19 protein-coding genes are annotated in these 26,920 nt (G+C 58.1%); 12 read left to right on the top strand and 7 right to left on the bottom strand.

Translation table 11 applies throughout. The annotated features are described in order from the left end of the window. Positions 1 to 160 precede the first annotated feature (160 nt). From B0H98_RS08530 to B0H98_RS08500, 7 genes are all read left to right on the top strand, one after another. On the top strand, positions 161 to 2,620 hold the full coding sequence (locus B0H98_RS08530) for an N-6 DNA methylase (RefSeq protein ID WP_106374643.1): 2,460 nt from the start codon (positions 161 to 163) through the stop codon (positions 2,618 to 2,620). A 5-nt stretch (positions 2,621 to 2,625) separates the two neighbouring features. Then, positions 2,626 to 5,139, top strand: a complete 2,514-nt coding sequence (locus B0H98_RS08525; protein WP_106374642.1) for a type I restriction-modification system subunit M — start codon at positions 2,626 to 2,628, stop codon at positions 5,137 to 5,139. Continuing rightward, entirely contained in the window at positions 5,132 to 6,433 is a 1,302-nt protein-coding gene (locus tag B0H98_RS08520) for a restriction endonuclease subunit S (RefSeq protein ID WP_106374641.1), read from the top strand. The genes B0H98_RS08525 and B0H98_RS08520 overlap by 8 nt, the downstream gene beginning before the upstream one ends. A gap of 20 nt (positions 6,434 to 6,453) precedes the next feature. Then, positions 6,454 to 9,771, top strand: coding sequence for a type I restriction endonuclease subunit R (locus tag B0H98_RS08515; protein WP_106374640.1), 3,318 nt, complete (start codon positions 6,454 to 6,456; stop codon positions 9,769 to 9,771). Continuing rightward, entirely contained in the window at positions 9,768 to 10,460 is a 693-nt protein-coding gene (locus B0H98_RS08510) for a M48 family metallopeptidase (protein WP_106374639.1), read from the top strand. The genes B0H98_RS08515 and B0H98_RS08510 overlap by 4 nt, the downstream gene beginning before the upstream one ends. Positions 10,461 to 10,465: 5 nt before the next feature. Then, positions 10,466 to 11,254, top strand: coding sequence for a DUF3800 domain-containing protein (locus B0H98_RS08505; protein ID WP_106374638.1), 789 nt, complete (start codon positions 10,466 to 10,468; stop codon positions 11,252 to 11,254). A gap of 182 nt (positions 11,255 to 11,436) precedes the next feature. After that, the gene (locus tag B0H98_RS08500; RefSeq protein WP_208623598.1) at positions 11,437 to 14,730 is read left to right on the top strand and encodes a DEAD/DEAH box helicase; all 3,294 of its coding nucleotides are present in this window, start codon (positions 11,437 to 11,439) and stop codon (positions 14,728 to 14,730) included. A gap of 65 nt (positions 14,731 to 14,795) precedes the next feature. Here B0H98_RS08500 and B0H98_RS08495 read toward each other — a convergent pair whose 3' ends face one another. The 3 genes from B0H98_RS08495 to B0H98_RS08485 form a co-directional block, all read right to left on the bottom strand. Then, positions 14,796 to 16,007, bottom strand: coding sequence for a helix-turn-helix domain-containing protein (locus B0H98_RS08495; RefSeq protein ID WP_106374637.1), 1,212 nt, complete (start codon positions 16,005 to 16,007; stop codon positions 14,796 to 14,798). 1 nt (position 16,008) lies between these two features. Beyond that, positions 16,009 to 16,710, bottom strand: a complete 702-nt coding sequence (locus B0H98_RS08490; protein WP_106374636.1) for a hypothetical protein — start codon at positions 16,708 to 16,710, stop codon at positions 16,009 to 16,011. A gap of 126 nt (positions 16,711 to 16,836) precedes the next feature. Then, positions 16,837 to 17,715 carry a YicC/YloC family endoribonuclease gene (locus B0H98_RS08485; RefSeq protein WP_106374635.1) on the bottom strand — a complete coding sequence of 293 codons (879 nt, stop codon included), beginning with the start codon at positions 17,713 to 17,715 and terminating at the stop codon, positions 16,837 to 16,839. Positions 17,716 to 17,843: 128 nt separating this feature from the next. Between B0H98_RS08485 and rph the strand changes: the two genes are divergently transcribed. Next, on the top strand, positions 17,844 to 18,581 hold the full coding sequence (rph, locus tag B0H98_RS08480) for a ribonuclease PH (protein ID WP_106374634.1): 738 nt from the start codon (positions 17,844 to 17,846) through the stop codon (positions 18,579 to 18,581). 72 nt (positions 18,582 to 18,653) lie between these two features. Here the strand turns inward: rph and B0H98_RS08475 are convergent, their stop codons facing one another. Further along, on the bottom strand, positions 18,654 to 19,421 hold the full coding sequence (locus B0H98_RS08475) for an exodeoxyribonuclease III (RefSeq protein WP_106374633.1): 768 nt from the start codon (positions 19,419 to 19,421) through the stop codon (positions 18,654 to 18,656). A gap of 141 nt (positions 19,422 to 19,562) precedes the next feature. Between B0H98_RS08475 and pyrE the strand changes: the two genes are divergently transcribed. Beyond that, complete coding sequence (gene pyrE, locus B0H98_RS08470) at positions 19,563 to 20,228, top strand: orotate phosphoribosyltransferase (RefSeq protein ID WP_106374632.1); 666 nt, start codon at positions 19,563 to 19,565, stop codon at positions 20,226 to 20,228. Positions 20,229 to 20,231: 3 nt separating this feature from the next. Here pyrE and B0H98_RS08465 read toward each other — a convergent pair whose 3' ends face one another. Beyond that, complete coding sequence (locus tag B0H98_RS08465; protein WP_106374631.1) at positions 20,232 to 20,702, bottom strand: tRNA (cytidine(34)-2'-O)-methyltransferase; 471 nt, start codon at positions 20,700 to 20,702, stop codon at positions 20,232 to 20,234. A 197-nt stretch (positions 20,703 to 20,899) separates the two neighbouring features. Here B0H98_RS08465 and rep point away from each other — a divergent pair, with 197 nt between their 5' ends. Next, positions 20,900 to 22,954: a DNA helicase Rep gene (gene rep, locus B0H98_RS08460; protein WP_106374630.1), complete on the top strand. Its 2,055-nt coding sequence runs from the start codon at positions 20,900 to 20,902 to the stop codon at positions 22,952 to 22,954. A gap of 57 nt (positions 22,955 to 23,011) precedes the next feature. On the opposite strand, the gene B0H98_RS08455 is transcribed toward rep, so the two are convergent. Then, on the bottom strand, positions 23,012 to 23,476 hold the full coding sequence (locus B0H98_RS08455; protein WP_106374629.1) for a c-type cytochrome: 465 nt from the start codon (positions 23,474 to 23,476) through the stop codon (positions 23,012 to 23,014). A 339-nt stretch (positions 23,477 to 23,815) separates the two neighbouring features. Then, the gene (locus B0H98_RS08450) at positions 23,816 to 24,745 is read right to left on the bottom strand and encodes a GNAT family N-acetyltransferase (protein WP_167392659.1); all 930 of its coding nucleotides are present in this window, start codon (positions 24,743 to 24,745) and stop codon (positions 23,816 to 23,818) included. A gap of 112 nt (positions 24,746 to 24,857) precedes the next feature. On the opposite strand from B0H98_RS08450, the gene B0H98_RS08445 reads away from it, so the two are divergent. Both B0H98_RS08445 and B0H98_RS08440 read left to right on the top strand, forming a co-directional pair. Next, entirely contained in the window at positions 24,858 to 25,538 is a 681-nt protein-coding gene (locus B0H98_RS08445) for a response regulator transcription factor (protein ID WP_106374627.1), read from the top strand. Then, on the top strand, positions 25,535 to 26,908 hold the full coding sequence (locus B0H98_RS08440; RefSeq protein ID WP_340162378.1) for an ATP-binding protein: 1,374 nt from the start codon (positions 25,535 to 25,537) through the stop codon (positions 26,906 to 26,908). The genes B0H98_RS08445 and B0H98_RS08440 overlap by 4 nt, the downstream gene beginning before the upstream one ends. Positions 26,909 to 26,920 lie beyond the last annotated feature (12 nt).

Raw genomic sequence — 26,920 nt, 5'->3', positions numbered from 1 at the left:
ATAGCAAATCGCTGAACCGAAACGCAATGAATATCAAGCGCTGTTACTGCCTGATTTCTCCCTTGGCGGCGCGTAATTCGTTAGACTATTCAACATGTAAATTTCGTTCTTTAGGCTGCCCCATAAGGCCAAGCTTAATGAACTATTAAGGAATACCTGAATGCCCCTAACGCTCTCCCAGCTGGAGAATCACCTCTTCAGCGCCGCTGACATTCTGCGCGGCAAGATGGATGCCTCGGAGTTCAAGGAGTACATCTTCGGCATGCTGTTTCTGAAGCGCTGCTCGGACGTGTTCGACGAACGTTTCGAGCAGGTTGTCAGCGAGCAGATGGCCAAGGGCAAAAGCGAAGAAGCTGCTCGCGAGGTGGCAGAGAACCGCATATGGTACAAGACAAGCTTCTTTGTGCCGGAAACCTCGCGCTGGCGTTATTTGCTCAACGACGCCCATAAAAACGTCGGCGACGCGCTCAACACTGCCCTGGGCGGGTTGGAGCAGGGCAACACCAGCCTGCAGGACGTGCTGGAGCACATCGACTTCAACCGCAAGGTGGGCCAGAGCAAGATTTCAGACGCCAAGCTGCGCTCGCTCATCAACCATTTCAGCAAATACCGCCTGCGCGACCGGGATTTCGAGTTCCCGGACCTGCTGGGGGCGGCCTACGAGTACCTGATCGCCGATTTTGCCGACTCGGCGGGTAAGAAAGGCGGCGAGTTCTACACTCCCCGCTCGGTGGTGCGCATGATGGTACGCCTGCTCGACCCGCAGCAGGGCCACAGCGTCTATGACCCCTGCTGCGGCTCCGGCGGCATGCTGATCGCCGCGAAAAAGTGGGTAGATGAAACCGGAGGTAACGGTCTCCTGCTAAATCTCAATGGCCAAGAAGTGAATGGTTCTACTTGGTCAGTCGCCAAGATGAACATGCTATTGCACGGCATCACCACGGCCAGCCTGAAACATGATGATACGCTAGAGAACCCGCTGCACACCAAAGACGGCGAACTGCTGCGGTTTGACCGTATTCTGACCAATCCGCCGTTCTCTGTTAACTTCGACAGCAAGTACACCGACGACAGCAGCGAGCCGGTATTTCAGCCAGCCTTTCACAGCGAACGTTTCAAATACGGTGAGTCGAAAAAAGCCGATCTGATGTTTTTGCAGCACATGCTGGCGGTGTGCGCCGACGAAGGCATGGTAGCGAGCGTGCTTCCTCACGGCGTACTTTTTCGCGGAGGGAAAGAAAAGGAGATTAGACAAGGCATTATTGAAGACGATGTTCTTGAAGCAGTAATTAGTCTTCCGCCTAATTTATTACCTGGCACGGGTATTCCAATTGCACTTTTAGTATTAAATAAAAACAAGCTCCCAAACAGGTCGAGAAGTATTATCTTCATCGATGCTGCTCATGAATATGAAAAGAACAGATATTTGAATGAACTACGAGAAGAAGATACTGACAAAATTATCAATTCGTATAAAACTTGGAAAAGCCAAGGGCATTACGCCAGGGTTGTGAGCTATGATGAAATAGCAGCTAAAGATTTCAATTTAAGAATTAACAGCTATGTTGATAATTCCCCAACTTCCAAACGTATTAGAGAGCTAGGCGAGTACCACAAAGAATATGATCTTTATGGATTCGACCCTGAAGATGGAAGCTCAGCCGTTTTAAAGATCAATGCAGCCAAGTCATTTGACAATAAAAGAAATTCAATATTTTTCAACCGAAGATTTGCTAAAAGGGAGGTATACAGCTCAATCAATGAAATTCGAGAAAAAAAAGGAGAGGGCGAATATATTCAGGTTGTTCTCCGTGAGGATATTATATTTTCAGAATATGCAAAGCTTTTCTTCATGTCTGAATTGGGCCAATTAACCATTCAGCACTTGCTTCCAGAAGGTACGCTCTCGGTAGCAAATGCCGAAAGTATTAAAAATCTTAAAATTTACGCCCCACCTCTAAAAGAGCAAAACGACATTATAGATCTAGCAAAGAGGCTGGACGTGGCGAGAAAGAGTATTTCCGAAAATTGGGACAATCTAATAACAAGACCTTCATTGGCTAATAGCGTAAGAGAAAGACTGGATAGATTTGTGCATGACCTTTCAGATATGGGAAGCGAAGCGAGCGTCAGATATATGCTCGATAAAAACGAAGATAAGTATACTGAGTTTAAGCAACACTTCTTCCTTAATAATGAGCAAGTTTATAAACCTCAAGTAAAAATAGTGCGCAATCAGGAAGAGCAGATAAAAGCTTTAAAAAACATTGCGTCATTTATTAATTCAGAAGGAGGGTCTTTGCTAATTGGTGTAAACGACTCCGGGGAGATTAGCGGTATCGAGGAAGAAATGATTCGGTTGAAAATAAAAAAAAATGAAAAATATATAAAGGATTTGGAGAGCAAGGCTAAAACTCATCTAGGAAAAGGCATAAGTAAGTTCATAACCATTAAAGCATTGTACTTAGAAAGTAAAACAATTTTATTAGTGAGTTGTAAAAGATCTCCTAGGCCTGTTTTTATTGACGAAAAAGATTTTTTCATCAGAAGGTCATCTGAGTCTGAAGCCTTATCTGGTCATGAAATGTTAAACTATATCCAGACACATTTTACGAGCTAATTATCATGCCCCTAACGCTCTCTCAGCTGGAGAACCACCTCTTCAGCGCCGCCGATATTCTGCGCGGCAAGATGGATGCCTCGGAGTTCAAGGAGTACATATTCGGCATGCTGTTTTTAAAGCGCTGCTCGGACGTGTTCGACGAACGCTTCGAGCAGGTCGTCCGCGAGCAGATGGGAAAAGGGAAAAGCCAAGAAGCGGCCCGGGAAATCGCCGAGAACCGTTTCTGGTACAAGACGAGTTTCTACGTGCCGGAAGCCTCGCGCTGGACATATCTGCTCAACGAAGCGCACAAGAACGTGGGGGACGCTCTCAATAGCGCGCTTGGCGGGCTGGAGCAGGGCAACACCAGCCTGCAGGACGTGCTGGAGCACATCGACTTCAACCGCAAGGTCGGCCAGAGTAAGATTTCTGATGCCAAGCTGCGCTCGTTGATCAACCACTTCAGCAAATACCGCCTGCGCGACCGGGATTTCGAGTTTCCCGACCTGCTGGGCGCGGCCTATGAATACCTGATCGGCGATTTTGCCGATTCCGCCGGTAAGAAAGGCGGCGAGTTCTACACGCCCCGCTCGGTGGTGCGCATGATGGTGCGCCTGCTCGACCCGCAGCAGAATCACCGCGTCTACGACCCTTGCTGTGGCTCCGGCGGCATGCTGATCGCCGCGAAAGAGTGGATCGACGAGCACGGCGGTGAGGGTTACCGGCTGGACTGCTACGGCCAGGAAAACGCCGGTACCGTCTGGTCGATCGCCAAAATGAACATGCTGCTCCACGGCATTACGACCGCAAGCCTTGAAAACGACGACACCCTGGAAAACCCGCGCCACGTAAAGAACGGTGAACTTCTGCGGTTTGATCGCATTCTGACCAATCCGCCGTTTTCCTATAACTTCGGTAGCAAGGACACCGACGACAGCGGCCAGGAGGTATTTCAGCCAGCCTTTCGCAGCGAGCGCTTCACCTACGGCGAGGTACCGCTGGGCTCGAAAAAGGCCGACCTGATGTTTCTGCAGCACATGCTGGCAGTCTGCGCCGACGATGGCCTGATCGCCACCGTCATGCCCCACGGCGTGCTGTTTCGCGGCGGTGAAGAGCGAAATATTCGTCAAGGCATCATCGACGACGACCTGCTCGAAGCCGTCATCGGTTTGCCGCCCAATTTGTTCTACGGCACCGGCATTCCGGCCTGCATTTTGATTCTGCGCAAGAAGAAAACCATCGGGGCTCAACAGGTCGCGAGTAAGCACCCTGAGAATCAGGGCAAGGTGCTGTTCATAAATGCTGACCGGGAGTATTTCGAAGGCCGCGCCCAGAATTATCTGATGCCCGAGCACATCGAAAAGATCGCCGCCCTTTACGAGGCCTTCGCCGCGGGAAAGGGACAGGACGTGCCCGGCTTTGCCAGCATCGTCAGCAATCAGACGCTCGCGGAGAACGGCTACAACCTCAACATCCGCCGTTACGCCGACAACGCCCCACCGCCGGAACCCCACGACGTGCATGCGCATCTGGTCGGCGGCATTCCCGAGGCGGAAATCGCGGCCAAGCGGGGGCTGCTCGATGCCCAGGGCCTCGACCCAGCGGCGATCTTCGAGCCCAAACCGAAGGATCCCGGCTATTGGCTGTTTCGCGAGGCAATCGCCACCAAAGCCGACATCAAACCTGCCATTGAAGGCAACGCCAGGGTATTGGCCCAGGAGCAGGCGCTGCGCGATGCGTTTGAAACGTGGTGGGGCCGTCATCGCCTGAGCATTACCGCGCTGGCCGAGGATCGCCGGTACGCCGCCCTGCGTCAGGAGCTGCTCAATAGCTTCACCGAAAGCCTGCACCCGGTGGGCCTGCTGAATGACTTCCAGATCAGCGGCATGATCGCGGGCTTCTGGCACCAGCAGAAGTACGACTTCCTGACCCTGATGGCCCGCGACGCCCGCGGCGTGGTCGATGCCTGGCGCACCAGCATCGTCACCGCGCTGGAAGACAAGCTCGACAAGGACGACCCGCTGGAGCACAAGCTGGTGAAGCTACTGCTAAGCAGTTTTCTCAACGAGCTGGAAACGCTCGAACAGCAGCAGGCCGAACTCGACAGCCAGATCAAGGCCACCGAGGAGCAATTGCCCAAACCCGGCGGCAGCGACGACGATGACGAGAGCGACGGCGAGGAAGTACTTTCAGAGATCGAACGCACCAAGCTGGAGAAACAGATCAAGGAGTGGAAAAAGCAGCGCACTACGCTTGTCAAAAAACTCAAGGCCAAGCGCGCCACCTTGCCGGATGAACTCAACGGCAAGGTCGACGCGCTGGACAACACCCAGGCCGCCGAGCTGCTGCTGACCACTCTGCACCTCGATATGCAAAATATCGTCGATCACTACATTAGAAGATATCGCCAGCAGGTGGTTGCCGCCGTGGAAAACTGGTGGGACAAGTACCAAGTGACGCTGACCGACATCGAGCAAGCGCGAGACAATGCCGCAAAGACATTGGCCGGGTATTTGAAGGGGCTAGGATATGTCTGATTGGAAACAACTTAGAGATTTCATAAAAGTCGAATCAGGCTTCGCTTTTCCTAGCGACGCCTTTTCAGATTTTGGTGTTCCTATAATAAGAATGAGTGATCTTCAAAAGGGGATAGTGACTTTAAATAAAGCTGCCAGGGTCGACCCTAAAAAAGTGATCGGCCTTGACCGTTTTAAGCTTCAAAATGGAGATTTTCTTATAGGAATGTCCGGAAGCCTTGGGGCGTATGGCGTTGTTGATTCAGAACTAGAGAGTTCTTATTTAAACCAAAGGGTAGGCCGTATAGTTAAAAAGGATCAGAGTTCAGGCATATATCAATATCTTATATTGCTGCTAACATCTTCACATTATTTGCGATACGCAAACAAAATAGCAACAGGGATTGCACAGTTAAATATAAGCGCACGACAAATTGAGGATTTTTATTCTTTTATACCGTCTATTAATGAGCAGCAGGTTATCGCCAATATCCTCAACACCCTCGACACCCAAATCCGCCAGACCGAGGCCCTCATCGCCAAGCTGCAGCATGTCAAACAGGGCCTGCTGTACGACCTGCTCACCCGCGGCATCGACGAAAGCGGTCAGCTTCGCCCGCCCTATGAGCAGGCGCCGGAGCTGTATAAGGCGTCGCCGCTGGGATGGATTCCGAAGGAGTGGGAGTCAACAGAATTAGGCAATGTTCTTTCACATATTGATGCCGGCAGAAGTCCAAACTGCCCTGATATACCTGCTCCTAGTGGTGTGTGGGGAGTATTGAAGGTAAGTGCAGTACACCCGGATGGATTTAAAGAACAAGAAACAAAAATTGTCGAACAAAGTGTTTTCCATAACCCGCAACTCGAAGTCAAAGATGGAGACTTATTAATCACAAGGGCCAACACACCTGAGTTGGTGGGTTTGCCATGCCTTGTCTATACGGATAGAAGCAGGCTTATGTTGTCAGATAAAACCTTACGCCTGAATTTTAAGGAAGCCCAAGATAAAGCCTTTTTCTTTTACACTTTGACTCAATCCTGGGTTCGGTCTCAAATACAAGTAGCCGCTACAGGCACAAGTATGAGCATGAAAAATATTAGCCAGTCTGCTTTGAAAAGCCTGAAGGTAAAAGAACCGCCAGCCACTGAGCAAAAAATGATATCTCTGCGTGTTTACGAAGCCGCACGTCAAATCAGTAAAGAGAGCCAATTTTTAAATAAGCTAAAAAAACAAAAAGCCGGGCTGATGGACGACCTGCTCACAGGCCGGGTCCGCGTCACCGAGCTGATCGACCAACAGCAACAAGCCAGCTAACCAGAACAAGGAGAGGCCGGATGGGGCCGGAGTGGCAACTGAGCGAACAGCCGTTGATTGCGCAGCTACAGGCGATGGGCTGGAGCTACATCAAGGGCAGCCTGAGCGACCCGGCCGTGACCGGGCGTGCGAGTTTTACCGAGGTGGTGCAGCACAAGGTGCTGCGCGAGCGGCTCCGGGCGATCAACACCCGCCTGCTAGACGATGGCACCCGCGCCGAGTGGCTAAATGAGGAGCGCATCAGCACTGCGGTCTCGGCGCTGACGCGCATCGCAGCACCCGGGCTGATGGAGGCCAACCGTATCGCCACCGAGCGGCTCACCGAGGGCGTCGTGGTCGATGGCCTGGTGGACTGGGACGGCGGGCGCTCGCGCACGATTCACTATATCGACTGGGCCACCCCGGCCAACAACCATTTTACGGTCATCAACCAGTACAAGGTGGCGTGCCCACCGGGGCATGACACCGCCAAGCAGCACGTCGTCCCGGACCTGGTGCTGCTGGTCAACGGCATTCCGCTGGTAGTCATCGAGTGCAAGAGCCCGAACGCGGCCGAGCCGATGGCGGAGGCCATCGACCAGCTGCGCCGCTACAGCGATCAGCGTTTTGTCAGCGGTGAAGTGGGCGACCACGAAGGCGCCCCGGCGCTGTTCAACACCAACCAGCTCTTGCTGGCGACCTGCTTTGATGACTGCCGGGTGGGTACGATTGGCGCGAGCGCCAGCCACTACCTGCCGTGGAAAGCGGTAGCGAGCGCCGATAACCCGCACCAGCGCGAGGCAGAGGTAGCCAAGACGCTCGGCGTCACCGCGCTTTCGGCCCAGCAGCGCACCGTAGCGGGCGTGCTCGCACCGGGAACCCTTTTGGACATCGTGCGCCACTTCACGCTGTTTACCACCAGCGGCGGGCAGGCCATCAAGCTGGTGTGCCGCTACCAGCAGTACCGCGGGGTGGTGAAGGCCATCGACCGGCTGCGCCACGGCAAGACGCGCCAAAACGACGGCGAGCACGACCGGCGCGGCGGCATCATCTGGCACACCCAGGGCTCGGGCAAGTCGCTGACCATGATGTTTCTAGTGCGCCGTATGCGCACCGACCCGGCACTTCGCCGCTTCAAGGTCGTGGTGGTGACTGACCGCACCGACCTGCAAAAGCAGCTCTCCGCTACCGCCGCGTTAAGCGGTGATCTAGTGCACGTGGCCAATAACGCCGCCCAGCTCAAGACGATGCTGCGCCAGCAAGGGCCGGGGCTGGTGTTCGCGATGATTCAGAAATACCGCGACGCCGAGGGCAAGGCCGCCGCCAGCGAGTTCGAGCGGCTCAACACCAGCGGCGACATTCTGGTGATGGTGGACGAAGCCCACCGCACCCAGGCGGGCGATCTACACGCCAACCTGCAGGCGGGGCTGCCCAACGCTGCGCGTATCGGCTTTACCGGCACGCCGATCATCATGGGCGAGAAGAAACGCACCCACGAAATATTTGGCGAGTTCATCGACAAGTACACCATTCGCGAGTCCGAGGCGGACGGTGCCACCGTGCCGGTCCTCTACGAAGGCCGTACCGCGGCAGGCGCGGTGAAGGAGGGCAGCAGCCTTGATGAGCTGTTCGAGGACTTCTTTGCCGACCGCTCGGCGGAGGAGTTGGAGGCGATCAAGCAGAAGTACGCCACCCGCGGCCATGTGCTGGAAGCCCAGCAGCTGATCGACGACAAGGCGCGGGACATGCTGCGCCACTACGTCACCTACATTCTGCCCAACGGCTACAAGGCTCAGGTGGTGGGCTACAGCCGCGTGGCGGCGGTGCGCTACAAGGCGGCGTTCGAAGGCGCGCGGGATGAACTGCTGGCCGATGCCGAGCGCCTCAGCGCCGAGCACAAGGCGCTGGATGACGAGGCGCTGACGCATAAATCGCCCAAACTTCAGGCGCGGATTCAGGCGTGGCGCTACCGCGAGCTGCTGGCGCGGCTGGAATTCGCCACTATCGTCTCCGGCAGCAACAACGACGGCGCCGAGTGGCAGCCGCACACCGATCGCGCCCGGCAGGACGAGGCCATTGCGCGCTTCAAGAAGCCGCTGCTTGCGAAAGAAGGGGATGAGGCAAGGACCGACCCGCTGGCGTTTCTGATCGTCAAGTCGATGCTGTTGACCGGTTTCGACGCGCCCATCGAGGGGGTAATGTATCTCGACCGCTCGATGCAGGAAGCCGAACTTCTCCAGACAGTGGCCCGCGTCAACCGCACTGATTTTGGCAAGAAGGTCGGCATCGTGGTGGACTACTATGGCGTCGCCAATCATCTGAAAGAGGCGCTGGCGGCCTACAGCGATGAGGATATCGACGGCGCGCTTCGCAGCCTGAAAGATGAGATTCCCGCACTGCGCGACCGCCACTTACGCGCGGTGGATGTGCTGCGTTCGCGCGGCATCGAGGACTTGAACGACGTTGAAACCTGCGTGCAGGCGCTGGACAGCGAACGCGTCCGCCAGGAGTTCGGCGTCAAACTGAAAACCTTCATGCAGAGCCTGGATACCGTGCTGCCCCGCCCGGAGGCGCTGCCGTTCACAAGTGACGCCAAAGCGCTGGCGATGATCTACGCCCAGGCACGACGGCGCTATCGCGACAGCACGGTGCTTGGTAAGGACGTAGGTGCCAAGGTGCGCCGCCTGATCGACGAGCACGTCATTTCGTTGGGGATCGACCCCAAAATTGCCCCGGTCAACCTGACCGATGCGCAGTTCGGCCAGCAGCTCGATCAGGTGCGTGAGCAGGCGGCCAGCTACGGCGTCGATAGCGCTGAAACCATCGAGAAAGCCAACAAGGCCGTGGCCTCGGAAATGGAGCACGCCATTCGCAGCCAGGTCAGCGAAAAGCTGGATGAAGACCCGGTCTACTATGGCAAGCTTAGCGAGCGGCTCAAGGAGATTCTCGACGGGTTGGCCGGGCAGTGGGACGCCCTCATCACGGCGCTGCAGACCATCATCGACGAAGTGAATAGCGGTAGCACGCGCCATGAAGAGGGTTTGCCCGAGGTACCCGAGACCTACCTGCCTTTCTACCGCATGCTGCGCGAAGTGAAATGTGGCGATACCCCACCGGACCTGGCTACACAATCGGAGCTGATCCAGCTCACCGAGTACCTGGTCGAACACATCAGCCATGAGGTGAAAACACCGAGCTTCTGGGAACCTCACCGCCGGCCGATGCAGGAAGCGCTGGAGCAGGCGCTGTTCGAACGGATTTATGAAAGTGAGCTTTTAGAGTTCGAGCAGATCCCGCCGCTGGTCGATAAGCTGCGCGACCTTGCCCGCGCCAACAGCTACAAGCTGGAGCAGCCATGACGCTAACGGTAGATGATCTGACTATTACCGTGAGCGAAAGCACGCACCGTAAAACGCTGCAGCTCACGGTCGAGCGCGATCAGTCCGTAGTGCTGACCACCCCGCCCAATGTCAGTCTTCAACGACTGGAAGCGTTCGTGCGCCGCAAGCAGGCATGGATCTACCAGAAGCTTGCCGAAAAGTCGCTTATGCAGAAGCAAGTCCGCCAAAAAAGCTACGTTCAGGGCGAAGGCTTTCTTTATCTGGGGCGTCATCATCGCTTGAACCTGGTCGATGAACAGACGGCGCCGCTCAAATGGGAACATGGGCGTTTTCATCTGCGTCGGGATGCACGTTTGGACGCCAGACGCCACTTCATTCGTTGGTACAGCGAACGCGGTCGGCAGTGGCTTGGCCAGCGCGTGAAGACCTTCGCCACACGGCTTGAGGTGAAGCCGGCCGGGATCAAGGTGCAGGATCTCGGCTACCGCTGGGGCTCCTGCGGCAAGGGCGACGTGCTCTACTTTCACTGGAAAACCATAATGTTGCCCGCCCGCATCGCCGAGTACGTAGTGGTACACGAGTTGGTACACCTGCACGAACCCAACCACTCCGACGCGTTCTGGCGACGCCTCGAACGCGCCATGCCCGACTACGCTAGCCGCAAACAGTGGCTCGCCGAACACGGCATGGATGTTGAGGGAATTTGATTATCATGACCAGCGAGTCAGAAATGCCGGTAACGGGTAAAGCGCGAGGATTCAGTGACTTCGTGGTATACGTCGATGAAAGCGGCGACCACGGCATGGCCAATATCGATCCCAACTATCCGGTCTTCGTACTGGCTTTTTGCATTTTTTACAAAGGGCATTACTTGTCGACCGTGGTGCCTAAGTTGCAGCAGCTAAAGTTCGACTACTTTGGCCATGATCTGGTGATCCTCCACGAACACGAAATCCGTAAGGAAAAAGGCGATTTCAGGCTGTTTAAAAACCGAGCCGACAGACAGGCATTCATGGGGCGTCTGAGTACGTTGATCGACGACAGTAATTTCATTCTTGCCTCCTGTGTCATCGAAAAGCACCGGCTCAACCGTCAGGAAGAAGCAGAAAATCCATATCACCTCGCGCTCAAGCACTGTTTGGAAACACTCTTTGACCTCGTTAAAGAGAAAGGTCAGGAGAAGCTAGTCACCCACGTCATTGTCGAAAAACGCGGCGCAAAAGAAGACGACGAGCTCGAGCTGGAATTTCGCCGGATCTGCGACGGCAACAACAAATACCAGCATGACCTGCCTTTTAGCATTCGCATGGCGGCGAAAACCAGCAACTCGGCAGGACTTCAGCTAGCCGACCTGGTGGCGCGGCCTATCGGGCGGCATGTGCTCAATCCAACACAGTCCAATCAAGCATTCGATGTGCTGCGAAGAAAATTTTACTGCGAAGGGGGCAGGCAAGCAGTCGGCGATGGGTATGACCAGTGGGGGCTCAAGCACTTGCCATGATTTTTGCATCGTTCAGATAGCGAAAAACCCCGATGAAGCTCACCGAGGTTTAGACGCCGACCGGGTACTCCCAGTCCATTTAACACGAAGTGTGTTACCTCTGAGGTAATAAGTCAACGTATAGCAGCAGCCCACTTACCCAGAATGCGCAGAAAAGCGCCTTTTTCACACCAGGAGCAACCATGATCGACAAGCTGGCCGAGCGGGCGACCAAGGCGCCTGAAAAAATGCACCCGCAAGAAGGCGACGCCATGAGTCAGACGGCATCCTCAGCGTCTCAGGCCCAGCGCATTCTGTCGTACTGGCACAAGGTCGAGTTTTTCGAGTCTGCCGAGCTAAAGGGCATCGACCACGGTCAGGGGGCGATCCACTACCGTAGCGACGAGCTTGTCGAGTTCTCCAACTGCCTGCCCTGGCTCGACCAGCAGGCGATACGACGGGCGGGCACGCAGTACCGGGTGGATAACAGCTACCGCTTCAAGCTATACCTGGGGCTGTTTCGCCGGGAGGAGATTTTCGCGGTGGCCCGTGATGCCTACCCGGAGCAGAGCGAGGCTTGGGTGGAGCGCAGCCGCGACGAGGGGCTGACCTGCTCGCTGACTGCCATGGTCAGAGAAGACGGCACCCTGGACCGGGGTAGTATCGTGATATCCACCGCGCCCTGGGTGCTGGGCGCGCTACAGCAGGGCACCCTCGACGCTGTCACCCTTGACGCGTTCGAGGCGGCCACCGAAGTTTTTCGCGAGCGGCTGACCACGATTTTGACCGTGGCGGACAACCTCAAAAGTGAACACGGTTTGCCGCCGGCCTTAAGTACTTTCGAGATCATCGAGATGCTCAAGGCGATGCAAGGCTGGACCGCCTTTGCGCCGCAAAGCGAGGCCCCGGCGCTGGTGGTTCAGCTACTGCCCGGCAGCAGCGACTATGCGACGCCCGCTGACCAAACGCCCCCTGCCGGCGCCGATGCATGGGCGCCGCTTGCGCAGTTGGCCCAGCGCCTCGACGCGCCGGACGGTGAAGCCATTGAAACGACCACGGATGAAAGCACCAGCGAGGCGTCAGGGGCCATCAACGAACTCGCCATTCTCAACAGCTTTTTCATCCGCGACCTGGAAACGATTCTGCGCCAGCTGAAAGAGCGCCCTCTGACCCCCGGCTCGCCGCTGGCCCGCTACCTCTCAGGCGAGGCGCAGCGCCACCCGGATCTGCTGCTGCCCGAAGGCCGTTCGCTGCTGATGGAACAGCTTTCCCCCCGGCGTATGCCCGCCGGGCGCTGGCCGGGGGAAGACGCGCACTCGATGAGCCTAATGCAGCAGTTCGCCATCAACACCATCGACCAGGAGCTGGAAGACGGCGGCCTGTACTCCGTTAACGGTCCGCCGGGCACCGGCAAAACGACGATGCTGCGCGACCTGGTGGCGCGCAACGTCACCAAGCGCGCCGAGGTGCTGGCCGCGCTTGGCTCGCCGGGCGCGGCCTTTGGCGAGAACCTGACGGTCAAGCTAGACGACCAGCTAAAGCCCATCAAGACGCTGATCCCCGAGCTTACGGGGTTCGAAATGGTGGTGGCCTCCAGCAACAACGCCGCGGTGGAAAACGTTACCCAAGAGCTGCCGCAAACCAAGGCGCTGGGCGATGCCTACCAGGCACTTGCGTACCTGAAACCGGTGGGCCAGAAACTCGCGGCCAGCCACGAGCCGCGCGGTAGCAAGCTGCATGTCGATACGCTGCCCCCTGACAAGGCGTGCTGGGGGCTGATCGCCACCGCATTGGGCAACAAAAGCAACCGCACCACCTTTGGCGAGCGAGTCTTTTTCAAACCGACCCAGCAGTGCCAAACCGACGGCGAGGCCGAGCATTATCGAACGCTGGTTCCCGCGCTCAAGGAACTGGCCGAGAAGGGCGATGCGCTGCAAGACTTTCGCGCCGCGCAGCGGGCCTTCACGGCGGCCGCGCGCCAGGTCGAGGCCATCCATCAGGACATCGAACGCCTGCAGGCGTTAAAACAGCTGGAGGCACAGATCGAGCAGACCCGTCGTCAGGTCGAGGTCAAACAGCGTCTGGCTCGCCGCGTGGCGCTGTGGCGGCAAGACCAGCTGGCTGCCAGGGTGTCTTTTTGGCCACTGAACGCGTACTTTCGCCACCGAGCAATACTTAAACGAATCGCACAACGGGAACAGCGCACCACTCAGCAAGCCGAGGTCAGCCAGCAGCGGCTGGTCTCGCTTGAGAAAAAACGCGATGCCCAGCGCCAGGTGTGCGAACCTCTAGAAGCCCGGTATCAAGATCTGCGGCTGCCCGATGCGGCGCTGGACCTGGAATGCCCGGCTATTCAACGCACCTCCTTTGGCCACTGCGAAGCGCTCAACGAGGCGCGCGGGCAACTGACGGGGCGGGCGTTTGAACTGCATCAGGCGTGGCTGGTGGCGGCCTACGCCGACAAGAAAAACCAGCTCTGGGCAACCATTGGCTCATTGATGGCGCTGCTCAACGGTGGTGTCGATGACCGCGAGGCCGCCAAGGCGTTGTGGCAGATATTGTTTATGATCGTGCCGGTGGTATCGTCGACGTTTGCCTCCATCGCCAATCAGTTCAGGGCGCTGGGCGAAGGCGGGATCGGCTGGCTGTTCGTGGACGAAGCGGGCCAGGCGCCGCCCCAGCAGGCAGTGGGCGCCCTTTGGCGGGCCAAGCGCGCCGTGGTGGTGGGCGACCCGCTGCAGATCGAACCCGTATTTACCGTGCCCGCCGGGCTGGTCGAGGCGATGGCCAGGGGCGAGTTCGAGCGCGACTGGTACCTGTGGTCGCCGACCACCTCCTCGGTGCAGGTGGTCGCGGATCGCGCCAACCCCTACGGCACCAACGAGATTTCCGATGAGTTCTGGGTCGGCAGCCCCTTGCGCGTGCATCGGCGCTGCGACGAACCAATGTTCAGTATCGCCAACCGCATCGCCTATAACGACAAGATGCTGCATGGAAACGATAAGTTACCGCCTGGCCCAGGAGACAGCCGCTGGTTCGATGTGGAAGGTAGCGTTCAGGGCAAACATTTCGTCCCTGCACAGGCGGAACAGGTCGCTCGCATGCTCAAGCCCCATATCGCCAAGACGGGCAAACCACCGAGCGTCTACATCATTTCGCCCTTCAAAGCAGTGGCCAATGGCGTTAAACAGCACCTGGAACAGGCGCTGCCCGCCGATGTTTTCGGTGGACGCGATAAACTACACGACTGGCTGCATCAGCGGGTCGGGACGGTACATACCTTTCAGGGCAAGGAAGAGGACAATGTCATTTTCGTGCTGGGCCTCGCAAAAGAGTCATCCGGTGCTGCGGAGTGGGCATCAAGCAAGCCCAACCTGCTCAACGTTGCAGTGACACGGGCAAAAAAGCGCCTTTACATAGTAGGAAGTGCAGATATATGGGCAGGCAAGGCATATTTTTCCGATGCAAAGGAGTCTCTCGTCCAGGAAAAAGAATAACCGTGTAGGGTATTACTCTATTGAGCACTCACATTGCCTCTTCGAGAAGCTACGATCACTCTCCTCTACTGTGGGAATGGCAACACCTCTGCGCGCCTCGTCCGGCCAGACCTTGTCGTATCACGCTTGAGTTTGAGAGGCACCACGTTGTCACCAGCATCAGGCTGAACGCTTAGGTAACCTGGGCGTAAATTACATAGCATCTCTATGGTCTCTGAGGGCAAGCCAATCTGGTGAACCAGTTCAGTGCGTTCAAAGATGCCACTATCTACCAGAAGGTGCGCGCCGCGCATCATCAACTTGGGTTGCTCGAAAGCCAAGGCATCATCGCCTGGCTCGCCTTTCGTCCATTTACGAGCCGAACGTCCTTTCCACAGCCTTAGCTCTAACTGCTCCGTCAGCAGCGATAAATCTCGGCAGCGAACGATCATCGACGCGACCGAGACCTTCCAGCGCGACTTGAGCGAAAGCAGATTATCCAGCGTTGGCCATACGACTTCTTGTGCAAAGCTCTCGGGAGGCATCAAGAAAGCGCTGGCGAAGCGGTGTGCCTGCCCTTCTAACAGGTCATACAGCTCTTTTTTAGCGTATTGCGCAGCCGATATTTTGGAGTGCAGCACGACATGCCCTAACTCATGCGCGGCATCAAAGCGGTTACGAATGGCATTGGCTTTGTCTTCAGCGATCAACACATAGGGCCGGCCATCTAAAACGGAGACGTGAGAAATACCGTCCATTTTGACGTGTCCCAGGGTGGCCCGTGTGCAAATGATTCCCGCATTTTCCATGACCTGGATAACGTTTGGGATAGGGGCAGAGCCCAGCTTCCAAGCCTCACGGCATTCTCTGGCGATATCTTCTATTTCTTCATCGCTGATCAATCGGCAATCGTCCGCGTCCAGCATCGGCACATTGACTTCTGGCCAATCCATTGCCTCCTGAAAGAAGCCGGAGATTTCTTGCAGCCATGATAAATAGAGCTGTGATCTTTCACGCGCTTGTTTATGAGCAGAGGCTTGAGAACGGAAAAAATAAGGTCGTTGGCTTTCCTGAACAACGGGAGGAACAGGCTTCAAAAACCACATACGTGACACTTGAAACACGTGGCACAGGCGATCAAACGACTCGGCCTCAGGTAGTTGAGTACCTTTTTCCCAAGCCGACACCGTGCTGGAAGAGCGTCCTACCTGCTCTCCCAGCTCCGCGAGGGTCAGATTCTGGGCCATTCGCAGTTGGTTCAACCGCTGACCTTGAAAGCCATCTACCCCTGTTCTCATGTCACTCGTTTCCACCTTCACGTTGATCTAGGTTCTCAGAGCGACGCATCCTATCACGCAGGGTCGGATAGGCAATATCCTCTACCTCATCGCCTACTTCACTGTAGTACTGCCACAACTGGCCTACATCCATAAATAGATGAAACCCTGCCTGAGGGTTACTGTAAGGCACCGCGATGGTCACACCGATTGGACTACTGTGGTCGTTGCCACCTGTCCATTTCGTTGTGTGGGGAAGTAATAATGCATGAAGTGCTTCCTGGCTCGGCCCTAAAGGTAAAGCAGACGCCTTGAAAAGGTCAGGATGCTGTTTCTCTAGCCCTTTATTTATGAGCCCAAGCACACGTCTAAAACGAGCATCGCGGATAGGAGGTGTCCTTCCCATGGTGATCACGCTCGTAGTGATCTGCATGCTGCCCGCATGTACCAATGCGTAATGGCCTCCTGCAGGCTTGGTCACTTGATTACTGACTTCAAAGCTTTCATCTTTTGGCAAACTTAGCAGTGCTTCCTGCACAGTAAAATGATGGGACTGCGGCCCTGGCCCAGCCAGCGGCACATGCTTATACATCTCTTTGAGGTGGCTATCGCTCTTCTGAAATGCCGCCTCTATGCTTTCGAGCATTTGCTGTAAGCGATGGCGAGGTAATTCCTGGCAAATATAGCGGCACAGCTCTTCTTTATTCTGTTCTGCTTGATTCACGAGCGACTCCTGGGCAGGAAGGCAATCCGGTAAAGCGGATTATATTCCTATTTTTTCCTGTTAACCACTCGCTAGCGGTTTTTTGCATAACTGATACTTTAAGCACACGGGGTAAACAGTACGTCTTCACTCAATATTCTGAATCTGCTCGCGCATCTGCTCGATCAGCACCTTAAGCTCTACCGCGCAGCGCGTCGTTTCCGCCACAACAGACTTGGACGAGAGCGTGTTGGCTTCACGGTTGAGCTCCTGCATCAGGAAATCCAGGCGGCGGCCTTTGGGGCCTTTTTCGGCGAGCTGGCGGCTGACCTCTTCCACGTGGGCGCTCAGGCGGTCGAGCTCTTCGTCCACGTCGGCCTTTTGCGCCACCAGCACCAGCTCGGCTTCCAGGCGTTGGGGGTCGAGTTCGGTCTTGGCGATTTCCAGGCGTTCCAGCAGCTGGGCCCGCTGGCGCTCCAGAATTTGCGGCAGCAGGCTTTTAACCGTCGCGACCTGCTCGCTTACCGCCGTTAGCCGGGTCGTGATCATCTCGGCAAGCTTCTCGCCTTCGCGGGCGCGGGCATCGATGAGCTCATCCAGCACCTGGGTAAACAGCACCTTGGCGGTGGCCTTGATCGCGTCCTGATCCAGGTGCTGGGTTTCCATCACGCCGGGCTGGTTGAGTAGCGCAAGTGTCGTAGGCGGTACGGCGCTGGGCACCTGTTGCTGGATGGCCGCCAGGGCGTCGGCAATCTCTTTCAGCCGCTGGGCGTTTAGCGTGGGCGCCTGGGCGGTCTCTGCGCTCTCGAAGCGCACGCTGCACTCGACCTTGCCGCGAGCAAGGCGGCTTCGCAGGGCCTCGCGCAGTACCGGTTCAAGGTCGCGCAGGCTGTCCGGCAGGCGAAAGTGCGGCTCCAGATAGCGCTGATTGACCGAACGAATCTCGATCTGCAGCGTACCGAAGGGGGCGGCCTCTTCAAGGCGGGCAAACGCGGTCATGCTGTGTACGCGATGGGTCGTGGCCATGAGTCAATCCTTTGAGAGCGCATTTCCACTCAGTCTACCTGATAAGGGCGGGGTTGAACGGCAAGACGTGTACAATGGAGGGCTTTTCCTGATTACGCGCTTATGTGAAGTGCTTTTTGTGAGGTGCCATGCGTCCTGATGTTGTCCGCCCCAGCAATCGCGCAGCTGACCAGCTGCGTGACATTCGCCTGACCCGCGATTATACCCGTCACGCGGAAGGCTCGGTGCTGGTCGAGTTTGGCGATACCAAGGTGTTGTGTAATGCCAGCGTGGAAGCCGGCGTGCCGCGCTGGCTGCGCGGCAAGAACCAGGGCTGGATTACCGCCGAGTACGGCATGCTGCCCCGCGCCACTCATTCACGCAGCGGCCGTGAAGCCGCCCGTGGCCAGCAGGGTGGGCGTACGCTGGAAATTCAGCGTCTGATCGGGCGTAGCCTGCGTGCAGCAGTGAATCTGAAGAAGCTGGGCGAGTTCACCATCACCGTGGATTGCGATGTGATCCAGGCCGATGGCGGCACGCGCACCGCATCGATTACCGGCGGCTGTGTGGCATTGGTGGATGCAATTCGCTATCTGCAGCGGGAGAAGAAGATCAAGAGTGATCCCTTCAAGCAGATGGTCAGCGCGGTCTCGGTGGGTATCTACAAAGGTGTGCCGGTACTGGATCTGGACTACCCGGAAGATAGCAAGGCCGATACCGATCTGAACGTGGTGATGACGGAAGGCGGCGAGCTGATCGAGGTGCAGGGCACCGCCGAAGCCGGCGCGTTCAGCCGTAGCGAGCTCAACGCCATGCTGGATCTGGCCGAAAAGGCAGGTAGCGAGTTGCTTGAGCATCAGCGCGAAGCGCTGGGCATTCGCGGCTAGCGAGGCGCATGCCGTTAACGCAATGAGCCGACCAGGGTCGGCTCATTGGTAACGACGACGCGGGAAAGATGCTTAAAGGGCGAGATCGTACTCGACAATCAGCGGGGCGAACTCGGAGAACGTCGCCTCTTTATCGATCCATGCGTCGACCACGTGACGGCGGAAGTTGGGGCCGACCAGCTGGTAGTCGATCCGCCAGCCTTCCTGACGGTCACGCGGCACGTCCTGGTCGAGCTTCGGCCACCAGGTGTATTCGCCAGCGTCGCGATTGATTTCGCGGAAGGTGTCGATAAATCCGGTCGGGCCGAGCACCTGATCCATCCAGGCGCGCTCTTCAGGGCGGAAACCAGAGGTGAGCTGGTTGTCCGACCAGTTGGCAAGGTCAACGGTCTTATGGGCAATCTGCCAGGTACCGCAGATGATGTATTCGCGACGTTTGCGCGACATCTTCGTCAGGTACTCCTGGTACTGATCCATGAACGCCTGTTTGGCCTTCTGGTCGCTGCCATCGGGCATCAGGAAGGTGGCGATGCTGAAGCGGTCATAGTCCGCCTGCAGAAAGCGCCCTTCGTGATCGCACTGCGGAAAGCCCAGGCCGTACATGATGGCCTTGGGAATCTTGCGGCAGTAAAGCCCGACACCGGCGAACCCATCCTCTTCGGCATCCAGGAAGTAGCCTTCATAGCCTTCCGGATAGAGAATGTGGTCACCTAATTCAAAACTCTTTGCCTTGATGTTCTGCACGCAGACCACATCGGCGTCCTGCTGAGCCAGCCAGTCCAGGAAGCCACGGTCGACGGCATCACGTATACCATTAACATTGATGCTGGCAATTTTCATAAATCGTCCCTTTTGCGTCGCTGCTGTATGATACCCGACGTTTAGACGTTTGGGTAAATAGACCCACTTATTCTTGCTATTTACCTGCGTTTTATTGTCGCTTCTGTGCTGACATAAATCACCCGCCTGACGAGGATCGCCGTGACGACCACTCTACAACCCTACCAGCGCGAATTCATCGCCTTTGCCATCGAGCAGGGCGTTCTCAAGTTTGGTGAGTTCACGCTTAAATCCGGGCGAGTAAGCCCTTACTTTTTCAATGCAGGCCTGTTCCAGACCGGGCGCGCCCTGGCCAAGCTGGGCCGCTTCTACGCTCAGGCGATCATGGACAGCGGCCTTCACGCCGACGTGTTGTTTGGCCCGGCCTACAAGGGCATTCCTCTGGCCGCCGTCACCGCGGCGGCACTGGCCGACCATCATGACCTGGACATGCCCTATGCCTTCAACCGCAAGGAGGCCAAGACCCACGGCGAAGGCGGCAGCATCGTGGGCGCCGCGCTTTCCGGCGATATTCTGATCATCGATGACGTGATCACTGCCGGCACCGCCATTCGCGAGGTAATGGGCATTATCGAGCAGAGCGGTGCCCGCGCCGGGGGCGTGATCATCGCGCTTGATCGCCAGGAGCGCGGCCAGGGCGAGCAGAGCGCGATTCAGGAAGTGCAGGCCGAGTACGCCGTGCCGGTGGTCAGCATTGTCTCGCTTGAGCAAGTGCTCACTTATCTGGAAGAGCACGCCGGCGGCGAAATGCTCGCCTACGCCGAGGCCGTGCGCGCCTACCGCGACCGCTACGGTATCGCGGGCTAAGTGCTAGACCTCTAGCGCGCCGGCATAGCGCTGCTGGCGCCAGGCTTCGTAGCTCACGATGGCCACCGCATTGGAGAGATTGAGGCTGCGATTGTTGGGCTGCATGGGAATGCGCAGCTTCTGTGCATCATTCAGCGCCTGATGCACCTCGGCGGATAGCCCGGCGGTTTCCGAGCCAAACAGCAGCACGTCGCCGGCGGCAAAATCCGCCTCGCTGTGGGCTCGCGTACCTTTGGTGGTAATCGCCCAGATGCGCCGGCCCTGCATTGCCTCCTGGAAGGCGGCAAAGTTGGCGTGACGGGTCACGTTGGCCAGGTCGCGATAATCCAGCCCCGCGCGGCGCAGTTTCTTCTCTTCAAGGTCGAACCCCAGCGGCTCGATCAGATGCAAACGACAGCCGTTGTTGGCCACCAGGCGCATGATGTTACCCGTGTTGGGCGCCATGCGCGGCTCGAACAGCGCTACTTCAAACATCGCCTTCTACCCTGTTCATCGCCTTGGGCTTCTGCCCAGAGCGCTGATTGTTGTGGAAACCGGTGCGAAAATAGCGCCGAATGCCCGGCCTGTCACGCGTTACTCGGCGCGCCGGGGTGTGGTCTGCTTCTCGCGCCCGCCATCAAAAGGGTATGATGAGCCTCTAGCGTCTCGTCTCTTTTCCCCAGGTTGCCGTCATGTCCTCTATTCTCAGCCGCATCAAAGGCCTCAATCCGCGCCAGCAGGAAGCCGTGCGGTATATCGATGGCCCCTGCCTGGTACTGGCGGGCGCAGGCTCGGGCAAGACCAGCGTCATCACCACCAAGATTGCCTACCTGGTGCAGGAGTGCGGGATGAGCGCCCGGCGCATCGCCGCGGTCACCTTTACCAACAAGGCGGCCCGCGAGATGAAGGAGCGCGTGGGGCAGATGCTCAAGGGCAAGGAGGGCCATGGCCTGACCGTGTCGACCTTTCACACCCTGGGGCTCAATATCATCCGCGGCGAGCTGAAGACGCTGGGCTACAAGCCGGGCTTTTCGCTTTTTGACCCGGAAGATGCCAAGGCGCTGTTACGCGATTTGATGAACAAGGACGCCCAGGTCGATGCCGAGCAGATCAACACCGTGCAAAGCAAGATTTCCACCTGGAAGAACGATCTTGTACTGCCCAGCGACGCCCTCTCGTTTGCCGCCGATGACGACGAGCACTTCGCCGCCCGGGTGTACGAGGCCTACAACCGCCACCTGAAAGCCTACAACGCAGTGGATTTCGATGACCTGATCCTGCTGCCCGTGGTGCTGTTGAAAAACGATGCCGAGGCCCTGGAGCGCTGGCGGCGCAAGATCCACTACATGCTGGTGGATGAGTACCAGGACACCAACGTCTCCCAGTACCTGCTGGTGAAGCTTTTGATGGCCGAGCGCTCAACCTTTACCGTGGTGGGCGACGACGACCAGTCGATCTACGCCTGGCGCGGCGCGCGCCCCGAGAACCTGGTAACTTTGGGCGAGGATTTCCCGCGGCTCAAGGTGATCAAGCTGGAGCAGAACTATCGCTCCACCGGCACCATCCTGCGCGCCGCCAACACCTTGATTGCCAACAACCCCCACGTCTACGACAAGACGCTGTGGTCGGACATGGGCGACGGTGCGCCGATCCGCGTGATCGTCAATCGCCATGAAGAGGCGGAGTCAGAGCGGGTGGCCAGCGAAATGCTCACCCGGCGGATCAAGGAAAAAGCCGAGTGGCGCGATTTTGCGGTGCTCTATCGCGGCAACTTCCAGGCCAGGCTCCTGGAGCTCAAGCTTCAGCACTACCAGATTCCCTACAAGCTCTCCGGCGGCACGTCGTTCTTCTCGCGCAACGAGATCAAGGACGCCATGGCCTACCTGCGCCTTCTGATCAACCCCGCCGATGACAACGCCTTCTTGCGTATCGTCAACGTGCCGCGCCGCGAGGTCGGCCCCGGCACGGTCGAAAAGCTCGCCAACTACGCCACCGAGCGCTCGATTTCGCTGTTCGCCGCCTGCCACGAGCTGGGCCTCGAGCAGGTGCTACCTACCCGCGCCGTGGAGCGACTGTCGCGCTTTACCCACTTCATCGACGGCGTGCGACAACGCATGGATCAGGGCGACGCGATAGCCGCCATCCGCGACATGCTGCGCGACATGGATTACGAGGCGTGGCTCTATCAGAACGCCAGCGCCCCCACCATCGCCGAGCGGCGCATGGCCAACGTGTGGATTCTGATCGATCAACTGGAAAAATCTCTCAACCGCGACCCGGAAGACGATGACGACGCCACCGCGACGGAAACCGACAGCGTGGAGGCTGCCATTTCGCGCCTGGTGCTGCGCGATATTCTCGAGCAGCAGGCCGAAGAGGATGATTCGGACAAGGTGCAGCTGCTCACCATGCACGCCTCCAAAGGCCTCGAGTTTCCCCACGTCTACCTGCTGGGCCTGGAAGAGGATCTGCTGCCCCACCGCAACGCCATCGAAGTGGGCACCGTGGAAGAGGAGCGCCGCCTGGCTTACGTGGGCATCACCCGTGCGCGGCGCACGCTGACCCTGACGCTTGCCCGCCAGCGCAAGGCCTATGGCGAGCTGATGGACTGCCAGCCCAGCCGTTTTCTGGATGAGCTGCCAGCGGAAGATCTGGAGTGGGAAGGCCGCGCCGACAAGGAAGATCCGGACAAGAAGCAGGCCCGTGGCAAGGACGCGATTGCCGGGCTGCGCTCGCTGCTGGGTTGATAATAGTGGGCTGATAAATTATCCACAGGCGGTTTGAGCGCCGCACCTGTGGATAGGTTATTCGACTTCGCTGATCATGTAGTCCACGATCGCCTTGATCTCGTCATCGCTGAAGTTGAAGCGGCCGCCCTTGGGCGGCATGGCGCCTAGCCCGTTGATGGCACTGGCGTAGAGCGTGGCGTCCCCTTTGGCAAGCCGCGCCGTCCAGGCATTGCGATCACCGGTGGCCGGTGCGCCGGCGATACCCGCCGCGTGGCAGGCGCCGCAGCTGGCCTTGGCGTAAAGTACCTCGCCTTCCGACTCGGCCGCTTCTTCTACCTGGCCAGCCTCTGCATTACCCGGCGCCTCTAAAGTCGCCTGCTGGGCCACGTGGCGCTCGCACTCCTGCCCTTCAAGGCAGAGCTTGCCTACCGGCGCGAGACGCTCGCTAAGCGCCTCAAGCTCGGCGGCATCGCCCGCCAGCGCCATAGGCGTAAAAAGCCCCAGCGCCACCATACCGCCCAGTACACGTTTAAAATTCACCTAGCCCCCTTGCATGACCGCGCCAAGAATAAACCGCTGCTTATCAAGCGATAGTACCCGCTTTTCAGCGGGCAGCAGGACAGGTTTTTTTGACGCAGGACAACCAAGCGGTCGATAGGTGAAAAACGCCTATCGTCGAGGAAGTAGAAGTAACTGAAAGCGCGGTCTGGCGAGAGCCGATTAGAAAATCAGCTTGAAGATGCCGGTAAGGGTCAGAAGGCCAACGGCAAAAATAAAGATGATAACCCACAGCAAAATTTTCATTTCTTTTCCTCCATGATTAAAAGAAGCATTCCTGAGTAGTGCGGCTCCAGTATAGAAGATAATTGGAAAGATTGGCTAACACCACTTGCGGGAGCAGCGCTGCTCGCCGCCTGGGCTTTGCCACGCCAGCAGGCGCTGCTCTTTGTAGCCGCTGAATCCTGCCTGCTCGTAAAGGTGGCGGGCAGGCGTATTGTCGGCATCGACGGTGAGCAGCAACTCAGGCGCGCCCGCTTCGCAGGCCAGGCGTAACGCGGCGCTTAACACCGCCCGGCCAACCCCCTTGCCCCGCCAGTCGGGTACCACCCCCATCAATAAAAGCTCCCACTCCGCCCCCGGCGCGAGCAACAGCGCGCCTACCCGCTCGCGGCCTACATTGACGCTATACCAGTGGCGCGGCGCCGCGGATGCCCGTTGATAAAAACCGGCCAGCAGCGCTTCTGCACCCAGCGCCTCATACAGGCCGGGGCTGTCCAGCGAGCCTTGGCTGATCACATCAAGCAGCGCGTGTTGTGTAGATGCCGCCAGCGCTTCGAAGGGCTCCAGCTGAATCGACGCCGCAGGCTGACAGGCCTCTACCCGGCCGCCCAGCTTGACGGCCATATGGCGAAGCGCCGCCAGGCGAGTCATGCCAAGCTCGAGCAGTACAGGCTCCCAGGCGTAGTGGCTGGGCGGCAGTATCACGTGGCAAAGCGTCATGCAGTTTTCTGCCACAAAAGTGCGCGCCGTCTGAAGCAGCGCCAGGCTTGCCGGGCTCTGCTTCAAGGGAAGCCATAGCTGCGCTGTGGCATGATCAAGCGGCTGCACCCAGAGTGCACTGGTAATGCGCCCTTGATGTTCAGCGATCCAGAGCGCGTCCCAGGCGGCCTGGCTTGCCTGTTGAAGGGCGCCGTGCAGCGCTGATTGCAGGGCAGGCTCGTGCACGGCGGCCAGATGCAGCAGCGCTTCACGGCGAAGCGTTGAAGGGCACAGGCGCACCGAGGCGCCGCAGGTGGGCAGTTCAGCCATGAATGACACCGCCATTGCGTTGCTTTCGTTGACGTTAATCCTGACTGACTCCCCCTAACGATGCTACCTTTTGTTACTTCTTACCGGGCCCGTTACAGGAGTAACCGACACCATGCGCATACTGCTGGTTGAAGATGACGCCAGCTTGTCTTCGGGCATTCGCCTGGCGCTCAAGCCGGAGCACTATACGGTCGACCATCTGGATAATGGCAACAGCGCCCTGCAGGCCCTCAAGGAGTCCGAGCCGTTTGATGCGGTGATTCTGGATCTCGGCCTGCCGGGCCTGGACGGCCTGCAGATCATCAAGGCGGTGCGCCGTCAGGGCAGCCAGATTCCCATCCTGGTACTCACCGCCCGCGATGGCATCAACGACCGGATTGCAGGGCTTGATGCCGGGGCTGACGACTATCTGGTCAAGCCGTTCGAGGTCGAAGAGCTGAAGGCTCGCCTGCGGGCCCTGCTGCGGCGCAGCCAGGGGCAGCCGGACAACCATCTGGAGTGCCGAGGCATTCGCCTGGACCCGCTGACCCTGAGCGTAAGCTATCAGGGCAACACCGTTGCTCTTTCGCGGCGCGAATTTACCCTGCTTCAGGAGTTCATGGGCCACCCGGGCCGAGTGTTTACCCGCGATACGCTGACCAGCCTGGTCTACGGCTGGGACGAGGATGTGGAGAGCAACGCCATCGAGGTACATATCCATCACCTGCGCCGTAAGCTGTTTCCCGAGGTCATCCGCACGCTGCGCGGAATTGGTTACGTGATGGACAAGACACCACCGGAGCGCGCACGGTGAAGAACTCCATTCGCCGGCGGACGCTGGGTCTTACCCTGCTGCTGTTCTTGTTCAGCATCATGGTGATCAGCGTGGTCAGCTACCGCTACACCACCCATGAAATCCAGCGGCTGCACGACGAAAGCCTGGCCCGGCACGCCCACCTGCTGGGCGAACTGCTGCAGGCACCCATTCCCCCCGCCTATCAGCAGGCACTTTTGCGCAGCGTCGAGAACACCCTGCAGACCGCGCCGCGCACCCCCAATGCGCTGGTGTTTCAACTCTGGGAAGGCGACGAGCTGCTGCTACGCTCGGCGGATGCGCCGCTGGCCCCGCTTGTCGCTTCGCGGCAAGCGCCCAGAGCCGGCTACGCCCGCCAGCAGCACGCCTCCCAGACCTGGCAGACCTATACGCTGCCGCTTGCCCGAAGCGAGCGCCGGGTGATCGTGGCCGAGCGTGACGACGTGCGCCTTCATCTGATCAAGCGCGTGGCGCTGCGTACCCTGCTGCCGGAGTTTATCGGCCTGATCATCCTGGCATCGCTGCTGTGGTGGAGCATCGGCTGGGGACTTGCGCCGCTGTCGCGCATGGCCGCGCAGATTCGTAGCCGCGACCCGCACAACCTTCAGCCGCTCAAGCTCTCGCCGCTGCCCTACGAGCTTGCGACCATCTCCGGTGCGCTCAACCGGCTCTTGATGCGCATCCAGCGCCTGCGCGAGCGTGAGAAGCGCTTTATCGCCGACGCCGCCCACGAACTGCGCACCCCACTTGCCGTACTCGATCTACACGCCCAGAACGCTTTGGCAGCCAGTAGCGCTCAGGACCGCGAGGAGTCGCTGGTCTATCTGCGCCAGGGCGTGGCGCGGGCGACCCATCTGGTCAGCCAGCTGTTGACGCTGGCCCGCCTTGACCCGGACGAAGCCCGCCCGCCGCTGCGCGCGGTAGATGCACTTTTTGAAGTGCGTGATGCGCTCGCCAAGCTGCTGCCGTTGGCCCAGCAGCAGCAGCAGACCCTGCAGCTGGACGCCGAGGAGTCCGGCCCCTGGGCGCTGAACGAAGTACCCGGCGCGTTGAGCACTCTGATTCAGAACCTGGTGGGTAACGCCATTCAGCACTCACCGCCCAACGGCAGCATTCATGTGCATCTCGAGGCAGACACCAAACATATAGCGCTGACCGTCGACGACCAGGGTCCGGGCATTCCGCAAGCGGCACGAAAAGCGGTAACCGCGCGCTTTCATCGGGCAGGGCCGGGTGCCGGGTCAGGGCTTGGGCTATCCATCGTCGAGCGGGTAGTCACCCAGCAGGGAGGCACACTTGCCTTTGATGACGCCCCAGGTGGCGGGCTGCGCGTCCAGGTAACCCTTGAACGGCGGTTGTCTCCAGACTAGTTTTTACGACAA

The sequence above is a fragment of the Vreelandella songnenensis genome (assembly GCF_003002925.1).
Classification (GTDB): domain Bacteria; phylum Pseudomonadota; class Gammaproteobacteria; order Pseudomonadales; family Halomonadaceae; genus Vreelandella; species Vreelandella songnenensis.
This window is presented reverse-complemented; position numbering and strand designations above follow the sequence as displayed.

Bases quoted from the DNA above. Each gene is read 5' to 3' on its own strand.
- B0H98_RS08525 (WP_106374642.1), top strand. From the start codon at position 2,626: ATGCCCCTAACGCTCTCTCAGCTGGAGAACCACCTCTTCAGCGCCGCC.
- rph (WP_106374634.1), top strand. From the start codon at position 17,844: ATGCGTCCTGATGTTGTCCGCCCCAGCAATCGCGCAGCTGACCAGCTG.
- B0H98_RS08450 (WP_167392659.1), bottom strand. From the start codon at position 24,745: ATGGCTGAACTGCCCACCTGCGGCGCCTCGGTGCGCCTGTGCCCTTCA.
- B0H98_RS08475 (WP_106374633.1), bottom strand. From the start codon at position 19,421: ATGAAAATTGCCAGCATCAATGTTAATGGTATACGTGATGCCGTCGAC.
- B0H98_RS08505 (WP_106374638.1), top strand. From the start codon at position 10,466: ATGACCAGCGAGTCAGAAATGCCGGTAACGGGTAAAGCGCGAGGATTC.
- B0H98_RS08445 (WP_106374627.1), top strand. From the start codon at position 24,858: ATGCGCATACTGCTGGTTGAAGATGACGCCAGCTTGTCTTCGGGCATT.
- B0H98_RS08495 (WP_106374637.1), bottom strand. From the start codon at position 16,007: ATGAGAACAGGGGTAGATGGCTTTCAAGGTCAGCGGTTGAACCAACTG.
- B0H98_RS08500 (WP_208623598.1), top strand. From the start codon at position 11,437: ATGATCGACAAGCTGGCCGAGCGGGCGACCAAGGCGCCTGAAAAAATG.
- B0H98_RS08520 (WP_106374641.1), top strand. From the start codon at position 5,132: ATGTCTGATTGGAAACAACTTAGAGATTTCATAAAAGTCGAATCAGGC.
- B0H98_RS08515 (WP_106374640.1), top strand. From the start codon at position 6,454: ATGGGGCCGGAGTGGCAACTGAGCGAACAGCCGTTGATTGCGCAGCTA.
- B0H98_RS08530 (WP_106374643.1), top strand. From the start codon at position 161: ATGCCCCTAACGCTCTCCCAGCTGGAGAATCACCTCTTCAGCGCCGCT.
- B0H98_RS08510 (WP_106374639.1), top strand. From the start codon at position 9,768: ATGACGCTAACGGTAGATGATCTGACTATTACCGTGAGCGAAAGCACG.
- B0H98_RS08485 (WP_106374635.1), bottom strand. From the start codon at position 17,715: ATGGCCACGACCCATCGCGTACACAGCATGACCGCGTTTGCCCGCCTT.
- rep (WP_106374630.1), top strand. From the start codon at position 20,900: ATGTCCTCTATTCTCAGCCGCATCAAAGGCCTCAATCCGCGCCAGCAG.
- B0H98_RS08465 (WP_106374631.1), bottom strand. From the start codon at position 20,702: ATGTTTGAAGTAGCGCTGTTCGAGCCGCGCATGGCGCCCAACACGGGT.